The 17,801-nt window shown below is 39.1% G+C and carries 17 protein-coding genes; 14 read left to right on the forward strand and 3 right to left on the reverse strand.

What is annotated here, in order from left to right; all coding sequences use genetic code 11:
* The first annotated feature begins 156 nt into the window (after positions 1–156).
* The 5 genes from parE (at position 157) to BTO28_RS09965 (ending at position 8,334) form a co-directional block, all read left to right on the forward strand.
* Positions 157–2,133, forward strand: a complete 1,977-nt coding sequence (gene parE / locus BTO28_RS09945) for a DNA topoisomerase IV subunit B (protein ID WP_076765813.1) — start codon at positions 157–159, stop codon at positions 2,131–2,133.
* A 3-nt stretch (positions 2,134–2,136) separates the two neighbouring features.
* On the forward strand, positions 2,137–4,560 hold the full coding sequence (gene parC / locus BTO28_RS09950; protein WP_076765815.1) for a DNA topoisomerase IV subunit A: 2,424 nt from the start codon (positions 2,137–2,139) through the stop codon (positions 4,558–4,560).
* A gap of 300 nt (positions 4,561–4,860) precedes the next feature.
* A complete protein-coding gene (locus tag BTO28_RS09955) occupies positions 4,861–5,940 on the forward strand; it encodes an ATP-binding protein (RefSeq protein ID WP_076765817.1) in 1,080 nt (359 codons plus the stop codon).
* Positions 5,941–6,237: 297 nt separating this feature from the next.
* Positions 6,238–7,110 (forward strand): TetR/AcrR family transcriptional regulator, encoded by an 873-nt coding sequence (locus BTO28_RS09960; RefSeq protein ID WP_076765819.1) that lies wholly within the window; start codon positions 6,238–6,240, stop codon positions 7,108–7,110.
* A gap of 18 nt (positions 7,111–7,128) precedes the next feature.
* Positions 7,129–8,334 (forward strand): MFS transporter, encoded by a 1,206-nt coding sequence (locus tag BTO28_RS09965; RefSeq protein WP_076765821.1) that lies wholly within the window; start codon positions 7,129–7,131, stop codon positions 8,332–8,334.
* Positions 8,335–8,365: 31 nt separating this feature from the next.
* On the opposite strand, the gene BTO28_RS09970 is transcribed toward BTO28_RS09965, so the two are convergent.
* Positions 8,366–8,989 (reverse strand): HAD hydrolase-like protein, encoded by a 624-nt coding sequence (locus BTO28_RS09970; protein ID WP_076765823.1) that lies wholly within the window; start codon positions 8,987–8,989, stop codon positions 8,366–8,368.
* A gap of 155 nt (positions 8,990–9,144) precedes the next feature.
* On the opposite strand from BTO28_RS09970, the gene map reads away from it, so the two are divergent.
* Positions 9,145–9,888, forward strand: coding sequence for a type I methionyl aminopeptidase (map, locus tag BTO28_RS09975; RefSeq protein ID WP_076765825.1), 744 nt, complete (start codon positions 9,145–9,147; stop codon positions 9,886–9,888).
* Between the two features lie 116 nt (positions 9,889–10,004).
* Positions 10,005–11,054 (forward strand): metal ABC transporter solute-binding protein, Zn/Mn family, encoded by a 1,050-nt coding sequence (locus BTO28_RS09980; protein ID WP_076765827.1) that lies wholly within the window; start codon positions 10,005–10,007, stop codon positions 11,052–11,054.
* Between the two features lie 53 nt (positions 11,055–11,107).
* Here BTO28_RS09980 and BTO28_RS17775 read toward each other — a convergent pair whose 3' ends face one another.
* Entirely contained in the window at positions 11,108–11,365 is a 258-nt protein-coding gene (locus tag BTO28_RS17775; RefSeq protein ID WP_083711468.1) for a YitT family protein, read from the reverse strand.
* Here BTO28_RS17775 and BTO28_RS09990 point away from each other — a divergent pair.
* The 7 genes from BTO28_RS09990 (at position 11,311) to BTO28_RS10020 (ending at position 15,833) form a co-directional block, all read left to right on the forward strand.
* Positions 11,311–12,690, forward strand: a complete 1,380-nt coding sequence (locus BTO28_RS09990; RefSeq protein ID WP_095532674.1) for an aldehyde dehydrogenase — start codon at positions 11,311–11,313, stop codon at positions 12,688–12,690. The genes BTO28_RS17775 and BTO28_RS09990 overlap by 55 nt on opposite strands.
* Before the next feature lie 63 nt (positions 12,691–12,753).
* Complete coding sequence (locus BTO28_RS09995; RefSeq protein ID WP_076765830.1) at positions 12,754–13,236, forward strand: hypothetical protein; 483 nt, start codon at positions 12,754–12,756, stop codon at positions 13,234–13,236.
* 149 nt (positions 13,237–13,385) lie between these two features.
* Positions 13,386–13,586 (forward strand): cold-shock protein CspD, encoded by a 201-nt coding sequence (cspD, locus tag BTO28_RS10000; RefSeq protein ID WP_018392868.1) that lies wholly within the window; start codon positions 13,386–13,388, stop codon positions 13,584–13,586.
* Positions 13,587–13,790: 204 nt separating this feature from the next.
* Positions 13,791–14,141 carry a SunI/YnzG family protein gene (locus tag BTO28_RS10005; RefSeq protein WP_076765832.1) on the forward strand — a complete coding sequence of 117 codons (351 nt, stop codon included), beginning with the start codon at positions 13,791–13,793 and terminating at the stop codon, positions 14,139–14,141.
* A 168-nt stretch (positions 14,142–14,309) separates the two neighbouring features.
* Complete coding sequence (locus BTO28_RS10010) at positions 14,310–14,609, forward strand: hypothetical protein (protein WP_076765834.1); 300 nt, start codon at positions 14,310–14,312, stop codon at positions 14,607–14,609.
* A 62-nt stretch (positions 14,610–14,671) separates the two neighbouring features.
* Complete coding sequence (locus BTO28_RS10015) at positions 14,672–15,301, forward strand: metal-dependent hydrolase (protein WP_076765836.1); 630 nt, start codon at positions 14,672–14,674, stop codon at positions 15,299–15,301.
* A gap of 127 nt (positions 15,302–15,428) precedes the next feature.
* Positions 15,429–15,833 carry a sporulation protein gene (locus BTO28_RS10020; RefSeq protein ID WP_076765838.1) on the forward strand — a complete coding sequence of 135 codons (405 nt, stop codon included), beginning with the start codon at positions 15,429–15,431 and terminating at the stop codon, positions 15,831–15,833.
* A 393-nt stretch (positions 15,834–16,226) separates the two neighbouring features.
* Here BTO28_RS10020 and BTO28_RS10025 read toward each other — a convergent pair whose 3' ends face one another.
* Entirely contained in the window at positions 16,227–17,534 is a 1,308-nt protein-coding gene (locus tag BTO28_RS10025; RefSeq protein ID WP_076765840.1) for an ATP-binding protein, read from the reverse strand.
* Positions 17,535–17,801 lie beyond the last annotated feature (267 nt).

A 17,801-nucleotide genomic window follows, 5' to 3' on the forward strand; every position in this document is an offset into this window, starting at 1 on the left:
GACGGGAAAAAAATTTTGGTTGATTATCATTGGAAAGTAACGTACTCTTTTAACGGAATATAGAAATTGGATTGTCGTTTATTTGATGAATATGATATCATATTTAAGAACATACGTTTTTGTTGCGCGGGTTTTTGGAAAGAGAGGGGATTTTTTATGGCGGATTCAAAGCAAAATATAATCTATAATGATGATTCCATACAGGTACTTGAAGGACTTGAAGCGGTTCGAAAGCGCCCGGGAATGTACATAGGTTCCACAGATGGAAGGGGACTGCACCACCTTGTTTATGAAATCGTTGACAACTCTGTCGATGAAGCTCTTGGGGGACACGGGAGTGAAATTAATGTCACCATACATGAAGATAACTCCATTAGCGTACGTGACTTTGGACGCGGCATGCCAACTGGTATGCACCGTACCGGAAAACCTACGACAGAAGTAATTTTAACCGTTCTTCATGCCGGGGGAAAATTTGGACAGGGTGGTTATAAAACAAGTGGTGGATTGCACGGTGTCGGAGCATCTGTGGTAAATGCTTTGTCTGAATCACTAACTGTAAAAATTTACCGTGACGGCTTTCAGTTTGAACAAAGATTTAAAGACGGCGGCAAGCCAATCACGACTCTTGAGAAAAAAGGAAAAACGAAATCAACCGGGACAGAGATCCATTTCAAACCGGACGCATCCATTTTTTCAACCACATTCTTTCAATTTGATACGCTTAGTGAACGGCTCCGTGAATCAGCGTTTCTTTTAAAAGGATTAAAAATCACACTCGAAGATCGGCGAAAAGACCGTGAGCAAAAAGAGGAATATTTTTATGAAAACGGTATTGAAGAGTTTGTCAAATACTTAAATGAGGAAAAAGATATTCTTCATCCTGTAGCTTCTTTTGCCGGTACTCAAAATGAAATAGAAGCAGAATTTGCTTTTCAATTTAATGACGGGTTTTCAGAAAATGTGTTGTCGTTTGTCAATAACGTACGGACAAAAGATGGCGGTACACACGAAGCGGGTGCTAGGGCAGCGATGACCCGTACATTTAACGAATATGCACGTAAAAGCAATCTTTTGAAAGAAAAAGACAAAAACCTGGAAGGAACCGATATTCGGGAAGGCTTAACAGCTATTGTCTCCGTTAGGGTTCCGGAACATTTGCTTCAATTCGAAGGGCAGACAAAAGGAAAACTGGGTACAGGAGAAGCACGTTCAGCTGTTGATCAGGTTGTGTCAGAAAAACTTCTTTATTTTTTAGAGGAAAATCCGGAAGTCAGCGCACTATTAATAAAAAAAGCTGTGAAAGCCGCACAGGCGCGTGAAGCAGCCCGTAAAGCACGTGAGGATGCACGTAACGGGAAAAAACGTAAAAAAGGTGAATCTATTTTATCTGGTAAGCTTACACCGGCCCAGTCACGCAATCCAGAAAAAAATGAACTGTATCTCGTAGAGGGAGATTCCGCTGGAGGTTCTGCAAAACAGGGGCGTGACCGCCGGTTCCAGGCGGTGCTGCCGCTCCGCGGGAAAGTTATCAATACAGAAAAGGCAAAGCTTGCTGACATTTTTAAAAATGAAGAAATCAATACGATTATTCATGCAGTCGGAGCAGGTGTTGGACCTGATTTTTCGGTTGAAGATACGAATTATGACAAAGTGATTATTATGACCGATGCTGATACAGACGGCGCACATATTCAAGTTCTTTTGCTTACGTTTTTTTACCGGTATATGAAGCCGCTTATCGAGAGCGGAAAAGTGTATATCGCATTGCCGCCGCTTTTTAAGGTTAGTAAAGGAACCGGCAAAAAGGAAATAGCCGAGTATGTATGGACTGAGCGGGAACTTGACTCATTATTAAAAAAAATAGGCAAAGGTGCAGTCATTCAGCGCTATAAAGGACTTGGAGAAATGAACGCTGATCAGTTGTGGGATACAACGATGAACCCTGAAACGAGAACGCTCATCAGGGTCACAATCGATGATGCAGCCCGGGCAGAACGCCGTGTGACAGTGTTAATGGGAGATAAAGTTGAACCACGTAGAAAATGGATTGAATCCAACGTTGCATTCGGACTTGAGGAAGAAGCGGCGTTGCTTGAAAGTGATCAGTTGACCGGCAGCAGGGAGGATTAATCAATGGAAAAGGAACATATTCAGGATTTACCGCTCGAAGATGTGATTGGTGACCGATTTGGGCGGTACAGTAAATATATTATTCAAGAACGGGCGCTGCCTGATGCACGTGACGGATTAAAACCTGTGCAGCGGCGCATCCTTTTTTCCATGCACACAGAAGGAAATACTCATCAAAAACCATTTCGAAAAGCAGCCAAAACGGTCGGGAATGTTATCGGTAATTACCACCCTCACGGGGATTCGTCTGTGTACGATGCAATGGTACGTCTTAGCCAAGACTGGAAAATGCGGACACCGCTTATTGAAATGCATGGTAATAATGGTTCAGTGGATGGGGATCCGCCCGCTGCAATGCGTTATACGGAAACAAGGCTGTCATCCATTGCCGGCGAGCTGTTAACAGACATTGAAAAACGAACCGTTGATTTTATTCCGAATTTTGATGAAACAACAAATGAGCCTGTTGTTCTGCCAGCGAGATTCCCTAATTTACTGGTCAATGGATCAACCGGAATTTCTGCTGGATATGCGACTGAAATTCCACCGCACCGCTTAGACGAAGTGATCGATGCAGTAGTCATGCGAATGGAACAGCCGGAGTGTACGATTGAGCAATTAATGACGGTTATCAAAGGACCTGATTTTCCAACCGGGGGAATTATCCAGGGTGTCGACGGAATTGAGAAAGCATATAAAACAGGCAAAGGGAAAATTGTGATTCGCGGCAGGGCGGAAATTGAATCAGTCCGTGGCGGGCGGCAGCGCATCGTCATTACGGAAATCCCCTATGAAATTAATAAAGCATCCCTTGTAAAGAAAATGGACGAACTCCGCATTGACCGGAAACTCGACGGTATTGCAGAAGTAAGGGACGAAACCGACCGGACAGGTCTCCGTGTAGTCGTGGATTTGAAAAAAGAAGCAGATGCCGAACTCATATTAAATTATTTATACAAAGTGACTGATTTGCAGGTGTCCTACAATTTTAATATGGTGGCGATCTATAATAAACGGCCGGTATTAATGGGACTTCACCGACTGCTTGATGCGTATATTGAGCATAGAAAAGAAGTAGTGACGAATCGTTCTGAATATGATCTTGAAAAAGCAAAAGCGCGTCATCATATTGTTGCAGGTTTAATGAAAGCCCTGTCGATTCTTGATGAAGTCATTGCATGCATTCGAGCTTCTAAAGATAAGCAGGATGCTAAAAATAGACTTGTAGCTGAATTTTCCTTTACCGAAGCGCAGGCAGAAGCGATTGTAACATTACAGCTATACCGTTTAACGAATACGGATATTACCGCCCTCGAAAAAGAATCAACAGAACTTGAAAAGACCATACAGCAGCTTGAAGCGATCCTGGCAAGCGATAAAAAACTTGCTTCCGTTATTAAACGTGAACTGAAAGATCTGAAAAAAATCTATACGACTGAGCGGCGTACAACAATTGAAGCTGAAATTGAAGAAATTAAGATAGACCGTGAAGCGATGATTCCGAGTGAAGATGTCATCGTCTCGGTAACACGGGAAGGATATATAAAACGGACAGGCATCCGATCCTACACCGCATCAGGGGGGCTTCCCTCAATGAAAGAAACGGATGGACTATTATTTAAAAAAGAAATGAATACAACGGATGTCCTCCTTATTTTCACAAGTAAAGGCAGTTATTTATATTTGCCGGTGCATGAACTGCCGGATATTCGCTGGAAGGATGCTGGCCAGCATATTGCTGGACTGGTTAATGGAATTAAAGAAGACACCATTGTCGCAGCGTTTTCAATTCGTGACTTTACCGAATCAAAATTCATTTTGTCTGTCACAAAAACGGGGATGGTAAAGCGGACTGATTTATCGCAATTTAAAGTACAGCGCTATTCCCGCCCTTTAATGGCAATGAATGTTAAAGGGGATGATGAAGTGTGCTCGGTAGCTTTAACAGATGGTACATTTGATGTGCTGCTCGTCACTCATTTTGGCTTTGGTGTACGATTTAATGAAGATGAAGTACCCGTTGTTGGTCCACGCGCTGCTGGTGTAAAAGGCATAAGTTTAAAAGAAGACGATTATACAATTGCCGCCATCGTTTCAAACGAAGGGGATGGTGCACAGTTCCTAGCTGTCACGAACCGGGGTGCTGTTAAACGAAGTGGCTTTGACCAATTTGAGCGATCTTCGCGAGCGAAAAGAGGAGTCGTTTTGCTTCGAGAATTAAAAGCAAATCCTCATCGCATTACAGGAGCAGCACTAATTAGCGACCACCACGGATATTTTTTACGATTAAACAAAGGTGAGGATATTCAAATAGATGTCCAAGCACTCAAAAAAGTTGACCGCTATTCAAATGGTTCTTTTGTTGTCGATGAAAAAGAACAGGGAACCGTACAGCGCCTGCTCGTATCTGATTTATCTGCTGATTAATAAAAAAGCTTCACTGTCATTTATGACGTGAAGCTTTTTTTGCATTACAGAAAAAAGAACTGCTCATACACAGGAATTCACTGCCAAACCACGATTGAGAACATAATAAAATTTTAATACATTGTGTGCAAAATTCAAATATATTTTAAAAAAATTAAATATAATAAAAAAACATAAAACATCATTTAATTGAATATAATGGTAAGGTATGAAGGATTTTCTATAAAAACCGCTGAAGCAAGCTTTCGAATATAGCCAAGGTTTCATTCTTTTTTTAAAAGAAAGGGGATAACGCAGCCGGTGGACAAACTTTTAAAAGTAGATAACCAGATCGTTGGAAAACTAAAAGATACAGAGCAGCTGCTGAAAGCAATTACAGAAAATATGCGTGAAATATTATGTATATATACGATTAGTGATATGCAAATTCTATATGTGAGTGAATCGTTTGAACGTATATGGGGATTAAAAACGGAAGTCGTTTATGAAAACCCTGAGATGGTTATTGAAACTGTACATCAAAAAGACAAGGAATTATTTATGAATAAAATGCATCATCCAGGAGGGACGTTTGATTATCGGATCGTGCGTCCCGACAAAACAATACGCTGGATACGATCAAGCCAGACAGTGATATCTAATGAAAAAAACGAACCGGTTCGAGTGATCATAGTGTCTGATGATATTACAGATTTGAAGGAAAAAGAACAAATGATTTTTAATGCGGATACTCTTGGCGCTATTGGTCAGCTTGCGGCTGGTATTGCTCATGAAATTCGTAACCCAATGACTGCAATCAAAGGCTTTGTCCAGCTTTGGAAGCAGGAATCGATTAATGCATACAGTGATATTATTTTATCAGAACTCGAACGTGTAGAATTTATTATGAGTGAATTTTTGATGCTGGCTAAGCCCCAACAGTCGCATAAAATAGAACAGATCAATATGCGTACACTCATTGAAGAAGTGGCAACATTTATGCGTCCGGAAGCGCTGTTAAAAAATATCGAGATTAAAACTCAAATTGATGAACAGTTACCACGTCTTAATGTGGAACAGAAACAAATGAAACAAGTTATTATTAATTTAATGAAAAATGGGATTGAAGCGATGCTTGATGGGGGTATATTAACTGTCTCGGTCTCTGTACATTCAAATAAGATGTTTATAGAAGTCATTGATCAGGGAATCGGTATTCCAGAAGAAGCAATTCCACGTTTAGGGGAACCTTTTTTTTCGAATAAAGATAAAGGAACAGGGCTTGGTTTAATGGTTAGCAAGAAAATGATTCATCAACATAACGGAGATCTGGTATTTACGAGTGAAGAAGGAAAGGGAACGAAAGCAAGGATTATACTGCCTGTAAATAGCGAAAAATGAGGTGAACACCATGCAGGTCATTGCTTTACTTATTCATTTTTTCATTTATGCTATTCCTGTTTTTTTTATCACCTTATTCGTTCGTTTATTCAAATCGGAACAAAAATTAAATCGGCGTCTTAAAGAAAATAACCGTTTAACGAAAGATTAATAAAATATAGTTTTTAGATGTCGAGCTTTATGCCAGGCATCTTTTTTATATTTCGCCTAACGAAATATTTTTCGTGTGTAATGAACCAGTGTGTGCTACTATTGACTAAGCAGTCAAATTAAAAACTAAACAGTTGGTGATGGAAGTTGAACGAAAAAAAACGAAAAATTTTACTTGCCGCCATGAAGCTTTTTTCAAAAAAAAGCTTTCACCAAACATCGATGCAGCAAATTGCAGAGGTTTGCGGACTGTCAAAAGGCAGTTTGTATACTCATTTTAAATCGAAAGAGACGTTGCTTTCAGATATTTTTATTTATTATTATCAATTATTAAATGATCAAATTGCTGCAGCAAGACAGGAGTCAGACACAGTAAAGGAAGCGTTTGTAAGAGAAATTGCGATTAGAACGCGTCACTATTGTGCATTTCAAGAATTCTTTCTCATGCAAGTGAAAGAAATCCGCGGACTTGAAGACCCATCGCTTAATCAATATGTTCGTCGTGAAAATCTTCTAATTATGCAGCGCACTGAAAAACGGATTATTGAGATGTATGGACCAGCAGTACAGTCTTATGCAGCTGATTTAACTGCTACGTTAAGAGGGATGATGATTTCTTATTTGCGGGAAATTATTGAAAAAGAAAAACCGTGTGATTTTGAGGAATTGAGCCGCTATTTAGTTTGTCAGCTTGATGCGGCTGTCCAAATGATATTGGAAAGAAAACCGGTCCCTTTTTTTGAATCGTATTTATTAAAGGGGAAGAAGTTTGGATCGGAAGAGGCGGTTCATCCACTTCACATGATAAAAAAAATGAAAGAAGCTGTTCAGTTACAAAAGGAATCAGCCATTATTCTGGATTCTATTGCCATTCTCGAACAGGAATTGCTTGAAGTGAAACCGCGTCAGGCAATAGTGGAAGGCATGTTATTTAATTTAAAAAAAGGGCACTCTACAAAAGATCTTGCAAAAGAACTGGAGCAGGCTGTAAAAAAACTGCCGGAAACGATTCATAAATAACAGAAAGCAGGTTTTAGCATGTCACGAAAAAAAATACAACAGTTTCCAATGATTATCTTAATGATGGATATGTTTATCATCATGACTGGAATCGGGCTGGTCATCCCAATTATGCCGACGATTATACATGAATTTGGGGCAGGGGGAAAAACGTTTGGGTTTTTAATTGCCACATTTGCGTTCGCGCAATTTTTATTTTCACCAATGGCGGGGGACTTATCCGATCGGGTTGGGCGGAAAAAAACAATTATCTTTGGATTGGTGCTATTTTCCTTTTCGCAGTTCTTATTTGCGTTTTCAGAGCATCTCTGGCTTCTTTATGTATCTCGTGTGATTGGCGGCATTGGCGGGGCGTTTATGATTCCATCCATGATGGCATTCGTTGCTGATATTACAACAGTGGAAACTCGGGCAAAAGGGATGGGACGACTCGGTGCTGCGATGTCATTTGGTTTTGTTGTCGGTCCGGGTGTCGGTGGATTCTTGGCAGCATTTGGACTGCGTGCACCGTTTATCATTGCAGGTGCTGTTGCAGCATTGGCTGCTTTATTTTCTGTTTTCTCTTTAAAAGAACCTGAAAAAGAGGAAGCATCTTTATCAAAGGCATCAAACCAGCGTGACTCTTTATGGAAACAGATGGCCAGTTCAGTGACAAAACCATATTTTATTTTGCTCATTATGATGTTTACACTTTCGTTTGGTCTAGCTAACTATCAATCAACCATCAGCTTGTTTACAGATGTAAAATTCGGCTTTTCTCCAGGGGAAATTTCAATACTCATGGTTGTTGGCGGTCTTGTCGGTGTTATTGTACAGGCATTCATACTGGATCGTGTTCTGGAACGTTATGGAGAAGTATGGGTAATGAATATTATGCTTGTTGTTGCAGCACTTTCTATGCTCAGCATCCTGCTTGCTTCTGGTTTTGTGTCGGTCCTCATTATTTCCGGCGTGTTCTTTACTGCCGCATCGCTGCTTCGTCCTGCTATAAATACAACGGTGTCTAAAATGGCAGGAAATGAACAAGGCTTTGCGGCTGGGATGAACAATGCATACATGAGTATTGGAAATATGATTGGTCCTGCACTGGCTGGTATATTGTTTGATGTAAACATGGGCCTCCCGTATATCTTCGGTTCAATTATTATAGGCGTGACATTAATCATTTGTATAAACTGGGCGCGGGGAAGAAAAAGACAAAACGTTGCAAGCTCGGTTCAATAAGAGAAGAGTGCGGAGTTTTCCCGCACTCTTCTTATGCATCTGCTGCAAAATGAACGATATCATCTGGTGTTGCAGCTTTATAGTCCGTCCCGCTGATCAATGACTCATCATCGTAACCCCATGATGCCCAGATAAATGGGAGACCGGTTTTTTTACATGCATCAATATCACGTTGTTCATCACCGACATAAAAGGCGTCAGACGGAGTATACTGATATTGCTTTAAAAATTTTTTGATTAATTTATCTTTGCTGAAAATATACTTGGAAGAAAGAATGTCTTTCACATAGTCAATCCCATTTGATTTAAGGCTGTTGTCAATAATATCGCTGGCGTTTGACGAAATAATGGAAATATGAATACCCTGGCTGTGCAGATCATCAAGCATCTGTTTTATTCCGGGAAAAAGCGGCAGGGTTTCTTTCATATCGCGTACGTGACGATATAATTTCGGTGCCGCAAACGGAATGTTTCGAATGGGGAAATTTAAATAACGGCACCGCTCAGGGATGCTCATTTTTTTTAAATCGTCAAGCTCTTCAAATGCAACTTTATTGTATCCTTCCGCCTCAGCAAATTTGTTGTATGCCTTTATAAATATTTGAATGGAATTAGAAAGCGTTCCATCAAAATCAAATATAATACATTTTGTCATTTCTATCATCCTTTCAATAGGAGCGCGTCGCCCCCGTATAATATTATTTTATCACTGGAAAAGACCGTCAAACATAAAAAGAGATATTTTTATCACAATCTTTACATTCTGTTATAATGAGTAATGGAAAAACATAAGTGAAGGAATGGAAACCTATGATTGTTAAAAAAGAGGAAGAATTACAAGCGTTAAAAAAAATCGGTAAAATTGTTGCCGTTATTCGCGATGAAATGCGATCCTACACGAAGCCGGGTGTGACAACGAAAGAAATTGATGAGCTTGGCGGACGTTTATTTGAACAATATGGCGCGATTTCTGGACCAAAAGGAGAATACGATTTTCCTGGTTACACATGCATCAGTGTAAATAATGAAGTGGCGCACGGTATTCCCGGAAATCGTGTTATTCAAGAAGGGGACCTTGTGAATATTGATGTTTCCGGTTCATATGATGGCTACTTTGCGGACACAGGCATATCGTTTGTTGTCGGTGATGGAGAGATGATTTTAACAAAATTATGCGAAGCTGCAGAGCAGGCATTTGAACGCGGCCTGTTGAAAATAAAAGCAGGTACAAAACAAAATCAAATAGGAAAAGCGGTTGCCAACGAAGCGCGGCGCAACGGTTTTACTGTTATTAAAAACTTAACGGGTCATGGTGTTGGAAAGTCGCTCCACGAAGCTCCCGACCATATTTTGAATTACTATGATCCATGGGATAATGCTCTATTAAAAGAAGGGATGGTTCTTGCATTTGAACCGTTTGTTTCTGAAAAAGCTGAAATGATTAAAGAGTCAGGAGACGGATGGACGTTTATTACGCCGGATGGCAGCAGAGTGGCACAAATTGAACATACCGTCGTGGTGACAAAAGGAGAGCCCATTATTTTGACGAAGTAACAAAAAGCATTCATCATCATTATGGTGAATGCTTTTTTAAATCGGAATAATTACTGTTTACAAATCGTAATGATTACTATAAGATTAAATTTATATTATGTTTGGAGGGTATTAATGTGAAAAAATGGGCAGTCATTGCAGCCAGCTTATCATTATTTTTAGCTGCATGTGGAAATAAAGAGGAGAAAGAACCACAAATAACAGATGCTCAAAATAACAAGTTGACCGTGTATACAACGATTTATCCGCTCGAATATTTTGCGGAGCGTATTGGAGGCAGCACAGTATCTGTAGAAAGCATTATGCCGTCCGGCGCAGATGCGCATACATTTGAGCCGACATCAAAAACAATGCTTGATCTAGCGCAAGCCGACTTGTTTTTCTATAATGGGTTAAACCTCGAGCCGTTTGCAGAAAAAGCGGAAGCTACACTTGCTGAAGAAGACACAAAAATTGTAAATGTGGGTGAACATGTTAATCTTGAAGCATCGAATCATGAAGGGCACTCTCATGATGAAGAAGCCGATAGTGGAGATGTACACAAAGACTCATATGAAATGGAACAATTAGAAGAAAGCGAACATGCACATGAGGAGGAACATGGACATGAAGAAGCTTCAGAAGATGATCACAATCATAGCGGCGTGGATCCTCATATATGGATTGACCCGATGCTCGCTGTTGAAATGGCGAATGTTGTAAAGAATGAGCTTGCGAAGTTGAATCCGGACGAGAAAGAGACCTATAATGAAAACTATGAGAAACTGAAAGAAGACCTTACAGCGCTTGACGGAGACTTTCATACGATGATCGATTCAGCCGGGCAAAAAGAAATTCTTGTGTCACATGCGGCGTACGGATATTGGGAAGAGTCCTACGGGATTGAACAGATCAGTGTTGCGGGGTTGTCGCCAACTGACGAACCGTCACAAAAAGAATTAAAAGAAATTGCTGACACGGCAAAAAAACATGGGATTAAATATGTTATTTTTGAGCAAAATATTACGCCGAAAGTAGCGGAAGTCATTCAAAACGAAATTGGAGCGGATTCACTGCGACTTCATAATCTGGCATCATTAACGGATGAAGACCAGAAAAATGGGGATGATTATTTGTCCATTATGAAGAACAATATCGAGACGTTAAAAACAGCAATGATAAAATAACGCAAAGCCGCATCCTTTTATGGAGCGGCTTTTTTTGTCCGAACCCACCCTCGTCACTTTGATAAAATTAAAGCAGCGATATCCATGCCGCCAGAAGACGAACCATTTTTGTATAAATGACCAAGACCGAAGCCGAATAAAAGAGCACCGGCGGGTAAAACAGTCCATATAAAGCTAATTGGTAAAATGATATGAGCAGAGTGTTTTTGACGATGGAAATTTGGAGAGCTAGAATGAGGGAAACGAAATGGAGATGATGGAAATGAACATAACGGAAATGGTTCATGCTCAAAAAGAGTTTTTTGATACAGGTGTTACCTGCAGCATCGATTGGCGAATTATACAGCTGAAAAAACTTAAAGATGTGATAAAGTCACATGAAGAAGAGATCTTGAATGCTCTTTACCATGATTTGCGTAAAAATGAGTTTGAAGCATACACAATGGAAATTGGTTTATTATATGAAAACATCCGTTTTATGATCAATCATTTGCCAAAGTGGGCCTCTGCTAAAAAAGTAAAGACCCCCATTCATCAAATGCCAGCTGAGAGCCTGATTTTATCGGAGCCATACGGTGTTACGCTTATCATTGGGGCATTTAATTATCCATTCCAGCTTGTTATTGAACCGCTGATTGGTGCCATTGCCGCAGGGAACACATCAATAGTAAAACCATCTGAAAGCACACCAAATACTTCTACTGTACTGAGAAGTATTCTTGAAAAGACATTTGATCCTTCCTTTATTGGAGTCCAGGAAGGTGGAAAGGAAACGGTTGCAGCCCTTCTGGAGGCACCATTTGATTATATTTTTTTCACTGGCAGCGTGACAACGGCGAAAGTGGTTATGGAAGCAGCGGCAAAGCAGCTTATACCAGTGACGCTTGAACTGGGGGGAAAAAGCCCGGCAATTGTCGATTATTCAGCTGATATAAAACAAGCGGCGAAACGCATTGCCTGGGGTAAATTCACGAATGCCGGACAGACTTGCATAGCCCCTGATTACGTACTTGTCCATCAAAATGTAAAAGAAGTATTTATGAATGAATTAACGCTCGCAGTATACGATTTTTACGGAGCCGATCCAAAAGAAAGCAAGGATTTTGGGCGGGTTGTAAATGCAAAGCAGTTTGACCGCCTTCATTCAATTTTTGGAAAAACGAATGGACAGATCGTTTTAGGCGGGGAAATGGATCGAGATGATGTTTTTATAGCCCCTACGATTGTGGAAACTGAGTGGGATGATCCGTTGATGGAAGAGGAAATTTTTGGACCGATATTACCTGTTTTGGCTTATAAAGAGCTTAATCAAGCAGTTACTCGTATTAAGAAATTACCGAAACCACTCGCACTGTATCTTTTCACAAAAGAAAAAGCGATTGAAGAAAAAGTGATTTCCTCAATTTCATTTGGGGGTGCCAGCATTAATGACACGCTCGTTCATGCTTCCAGTCCCTACTTGCCATTCGGTGGTGTCGGATCGTCAGGTATAAACGCCTATCATGGAAAAGCAAGCTTTGATACTTTTTCTCATAAGAAAAGCATTATGAAAAAAAGCGGGGCACTTCAATCTAATCTGCTTCACCCACCATATGGCAAACGCCGGGTCAATCTTTTTCGAAAACTATTCCGTTAAACAGGATTTTTATTTGCAAAAGTCGAATAATATAATTGAAATGAAGAGAAACGGAGGAGGACTATGCCGATTCTTTTGGAGCGTTTAAAAGTACCGGATGAGTTTGTTTTAACACAAGAAGAAATTACAAATACAGCTGTTCGATATTTAACTGAAAACGGCTGGACAATCCCTGTGGAGTCCTCGGTCGGCGGCCATGATGTAAAGGGAGAAAAAATGGAGTGGACGGCGTATTTAAAATGTAAAGGGTCCAGGAGTAAACGCCAAAAAGAAGGAATGGTGTATGACAATACACAAATTCGTTCGAATGTGGCCGATCAAATAGAAAAAATGATGCGTATACAGGAAGATGCACAGACACCAAGTATATTTATAATGGCAAATCCAGGAGTTGATCGAGTGAGGTGGGTCGTTTCAAAGTTGACTGGCGGGCTTGATAAACTTGATATTATCCGCATGTGGATTTATCCAAATGGCGTCGTGAAATGGGACATTCCACCGCATCTTATATATGTGGCAAAATCACTGGGAATTGAGAAAAATTGAAAGATCCGGTTGCACCGGAAAATAAAAGATGGTATAGTAAAGTTAGTTGTTCGTTCGTTTCAAAAGAGAACTACATAAATTGTTTTCGGTTTGAAATTGCAGCAAACAGCAAGAATGATTGTGCGCATAAAGCGTGAGGAGGACATAACATGTTACAAGGTAAAGTAAAATGGTTTAATGCAGAAAAAGGCTTCGGTTTCATCGAAGTTGAAGGACAAGACGATGTATTCGTACATTTCTCAGCTATTCAAGGTGAAGGCTACAAATCACTTGAAGAAGGCCAAAGCGTAACATTTGAAGTGGTTGAAGGACCACGTGGCCCACAAGCTGCTAACGTAGAAAAAAACTAATCTGACTAAAACCATAACAGGTGAAGCTATTGCTTCACCTGTTTTTCGTTGTTTTATTTTCATAAACATATTGTAAGCGCTGTCAATAATAAAAAGGGAATTTGTCACAAAAAGGCTATAATTTAACCGTAAAAATAAGTGTTTTTTTGTAGAAAACGAGTACAATAAATGAGACATGAATCGAAACAAAACAGGAGGATGAAAATGATCTATTTTGCAGCAGTCGTGGTGATTGTTGTTGCAGGGGTGTTTTTGGCTAACCGGTATTTTTCCGGTCATAAAGTGGAAGAAGGGCTGCTTGTCGTTAAATCGGGTGACAAGGAAACCGCTATTCCCATGGATGAAATTGTTGAAGTGTTTGAAATGGACGAATTCCCTAGTGAACCATCTTTAATTGAAAAATATATTATACGGCCGTACGTAAAGAAAGAACGTGTTGCTGTATTAACAAGTTCTAATATCTCGTATCTCTTTGTTCTTCGCAATCCAGATCGACTTGTGAAATCAGTTAAAGCGCAAAATCCAGGTGTTCATATAAAAGCCAAAGTGATATAAAAAACGGGACATGAACCGTTTTTTTTTATTTCATTGAAATAGACAATAATAATATTATGTAAACTATATTCGTTTATTTCGCTGATATAAAGATAAAATGACTATTTACAAAGGCTATCGAAGCTGTTACGTTATAGTAGTTAAATGTAGAAAAGGGGGTTACATATAATGGTGATCTTCACAGAAGAGCAGACAGAAGCGGTTGTAACCGAAACATCATACTGCTGGAAGAAAAACATTGTCAAAGTGGAAGACGGTTATTTAAAAAGCACCGGCATGATTACAAATACCCGAATTCCCATTGTCCATATTGACACCGTTGTGTACTCATACAACCCAAAAAAACCGGCGATTGTCCCTATACTCAAAATTATTGGTAAAGGTACTGTATTGTGTGAAATGGAGATTTCAGCTGAACATATAGAAGCTGTTCAAGACTGGATATTACGCGTGATTGATCAATCATGACATTACAGAACCGTCTAACTAAAGGCGGTTTTTTTATTTTTGAATAGAAAGGGAGTCTTTCGATGAAGGGATCGACCCACGCAGTAATCGGTGCAGCAACAGGACTTGGTGTTTCCATCTGGATCAATGCTTCCCCGATTGAAACAGCCGTGCTGTCAGGGATTGGTGCGATTTCAGCCTTAGTGCCAGACCTTGATGTCAACGGTAAGCTGGCAAACAAAATTACTGTAGAAAAGAAATGGCTCATTTTATTTTTCACTGCAGCTGGTTTGCTTCTTGCGCTCTACAGTTACTTAATGCTGTCCGGAATAAAACAGATGAGCGGTTTTTTTATCAGCATCGGCCTTTTATTGCTCCCGAGATTGTTCATTAAACAGCGTACAATGCTCTTTATAACAGGGGCATTTATTTTATATACTGGCTGGAGGATTGACCAGTTGTGGATTATGTATACCGCTCTTTTTATCATTTTTTCCTCAATTGTTTCACATCGAACATGGACGCATTCTTTAATCGGTACAGCATTATTTGCCGTAGTGGCGTTGGAAATTTCAAGAGCTTATCCGTTGCCTGGTTTATTCGCAACACTTCTATTAGGCTATGTTTCACATTTAGCAGCTGATATGAAAATGCTCCCATCAAATAAAAAAGGGACAAAATGGTTTTATCCATTATGGAAAAAAGAATTTTAAAAAGCCAAACAGGCTTTTTATTTTTTAAAACACTATGTGCAAAATTCAAAATACTTAAGAAAAAGAGATTTAAAAACAATAATAAATGGGAATAAAAATAACAATATTAAAAAGAGGAGGCTTATTTATGTGGACAAAATTTATTTCAAGCATTGGGCTGGAGAGTGTAAAAGTGGATACAATTTTACATGATAAGCAAGCGGCACTTGGAGACACAGTTAAAGGAGAAGTGCTCATACTTGGCAGGCAGACAGAAAAATCAATTGAGAAAGTAAAAGTTCTGCTTTATTTGCAATATGAAGAAGTACATCCGGACAGTGATTTTTCATGGCATGACAAACATTTTGAAGAAGTAACACTAAACGTAGGTCGAAATCTTACAGAGGGAGAAGAGGAACGTATTCCTTTTTCTATAAAGATTCCTGAAGAAGGACCGAAAACAGATGAAAAACATAAATGGATTCTTCAAACACAAGTTGTTATACCGCAGGCTTTTGACCCAAAAGATGAAGATGAACTCATCATTATGTGAAAAGAAGAAGTTTTATTTCACGGCTTTGAAAGGATTGACAATAAAATCATTCTGTTATATATTAATAAAAAATAATTTAATTTGTTATATAACAGAAAGGGAGCGAAATTCATGGATATGTACAAAGAAGCTTATGAACATTATTTGCAGATGTGTAAAAACTACGGAATGGACTGTATTACTTTTTATCATTTCATGCATAACTTAACTGATGACCAGATTCAACAGTACATCATGCAAGCAAATTAATTGAAAGGATGGATAACACCCGTGCTATCTAACGACGAAGATGTCTAAAAACCCCGTCAACTTTTAAAAAAGTGGACGGGGTTTAACTGTATTTATAGAATTTTCATTCTTGCGTGTACCTAGACCATGAAAAAGATCAACTATTTAACTATAACTAACGATTTTCTCATTGAGTGAAGGAAACGGTTTAGTTGTTGGTATCATTATAGAAAAGGAAGTACCTTTTCCTATTTCACTTTCTACTTTAATTTCGCCTCTCATCGCTTTTACAATGCTATAGACAACCATTGTTCCCAGTCCAGTACCTTTTTCTTTCGTTGAAAAGTAAGGTGTTCCTAAACGTTCAATTTGCTCATCGGTCATTCCCGTCCCTGTATCCGTTACAGTAATGACAGCCTTCCCATTCTGCTCTTTTAACCTAATTGTTAATTTCCCTCCGTGTGGCATCGCTTCAACTGCGTTTTTAATAAGGTTGACGAGACATTGGTGCATTTTTTGCTCTTCACCTGCTATGTATACGTTTGTATCTTGGCACAGCTCAATAATATGTACATCATTTAATGTTGCAAATGGTTCTACTATTTTAAGAGTATAAGCAAGTTCCTTTTTTAAATCTAGTATATTTATGTGTTCTAACGTTGGTTTTGCAAAGGTTAGATAATCACTAATTGTAGATTCAGCTTGATCCAAAGCAACTACGGCAGTGTCAATATATCTATTTTTTTCTTTATCTGTAAGATTGGGATCTCTTAACAGCTGAATAAACCCTCTTGTGACAGTAAGTGGATTCCTTACTTCATGAGAAATACTTGCTGCAATATCACTAACTGTTCTTAGCTTTTCCAGCTTGCCAATCTCTTTTGCAAGTATCGCATCTTTCCTTGATTTTTCGTTAAAGAATACAAAGAAGAAAATCCCGATAGATTGTATGATAAGGGATGAAATAAAAAATCCAACGCAATCCAAAGTGAAGTTTGCTGGGTGAAATATAATGGCAACGGTCATACGATAAAATAATCCAAAGAAAGAAGCTAATATGGCAAGATATATTTTTTTTCTGATATTAACCGTTTTGTGAAACATAGGTATGATAAACCATAAGGAAAGAACTAACATCAAATAGATGGTTAAAGATAACTCGATACCTGGAACATCTAAGAAAAAGCGATAGAACAGCAGGATAGATAATAGAAAAACAGCAACTCTATGCCCGCCATATAGTGCTCCAACGATAAAAGGAACTTGTCGGAAATCAAATGTATAACCGGTAGGAAGAGTAATGGAGAATGTCATACATAGAACGATAGAAATCCCGGAGACAAGGGCGATAATAATTTCATTTGTTATTTTATTCGTTCTTCTTTCAATATATTTAAAAAAAATAGAGAAACAAAAATAAACCAAAAAAATAGTTAACAAAATGGTCTGCAGGTTATCCAATATAGTACTCATTGCATTGCTCCTAGCTTTATTGATTTAACACAAAAAATGCCGGAAAAATCACATTGTATGGCACAGTTCTTTCCTTCTATTCTCCTACAAAAAAAAGATGATTTCTACATTTTTCCTTCGACAAATCGAGACAAAATGAGCGAAACCCGATTCTACCCTTACGCTAAAAGAAAGGGGGGTATTGACAGGAACAGTTCAGGAGACATGTAAAAACCCCTTCAATTTGGAGTGACCCCTAAAAGTTAGACACGGTTATTTCATTAGGCA

Origin of the sequence: Domibacillus epiphyticus (assembly GCF_001975785.1) — a bacterium.
In the GTDB taxonomy this organism is placed as follows: domain Bacteria; phylum Bacillota; class Bacilli; order Bacillales; family Domibacillaceae; genus Domibacillus; species Domibacillus epiphyticus.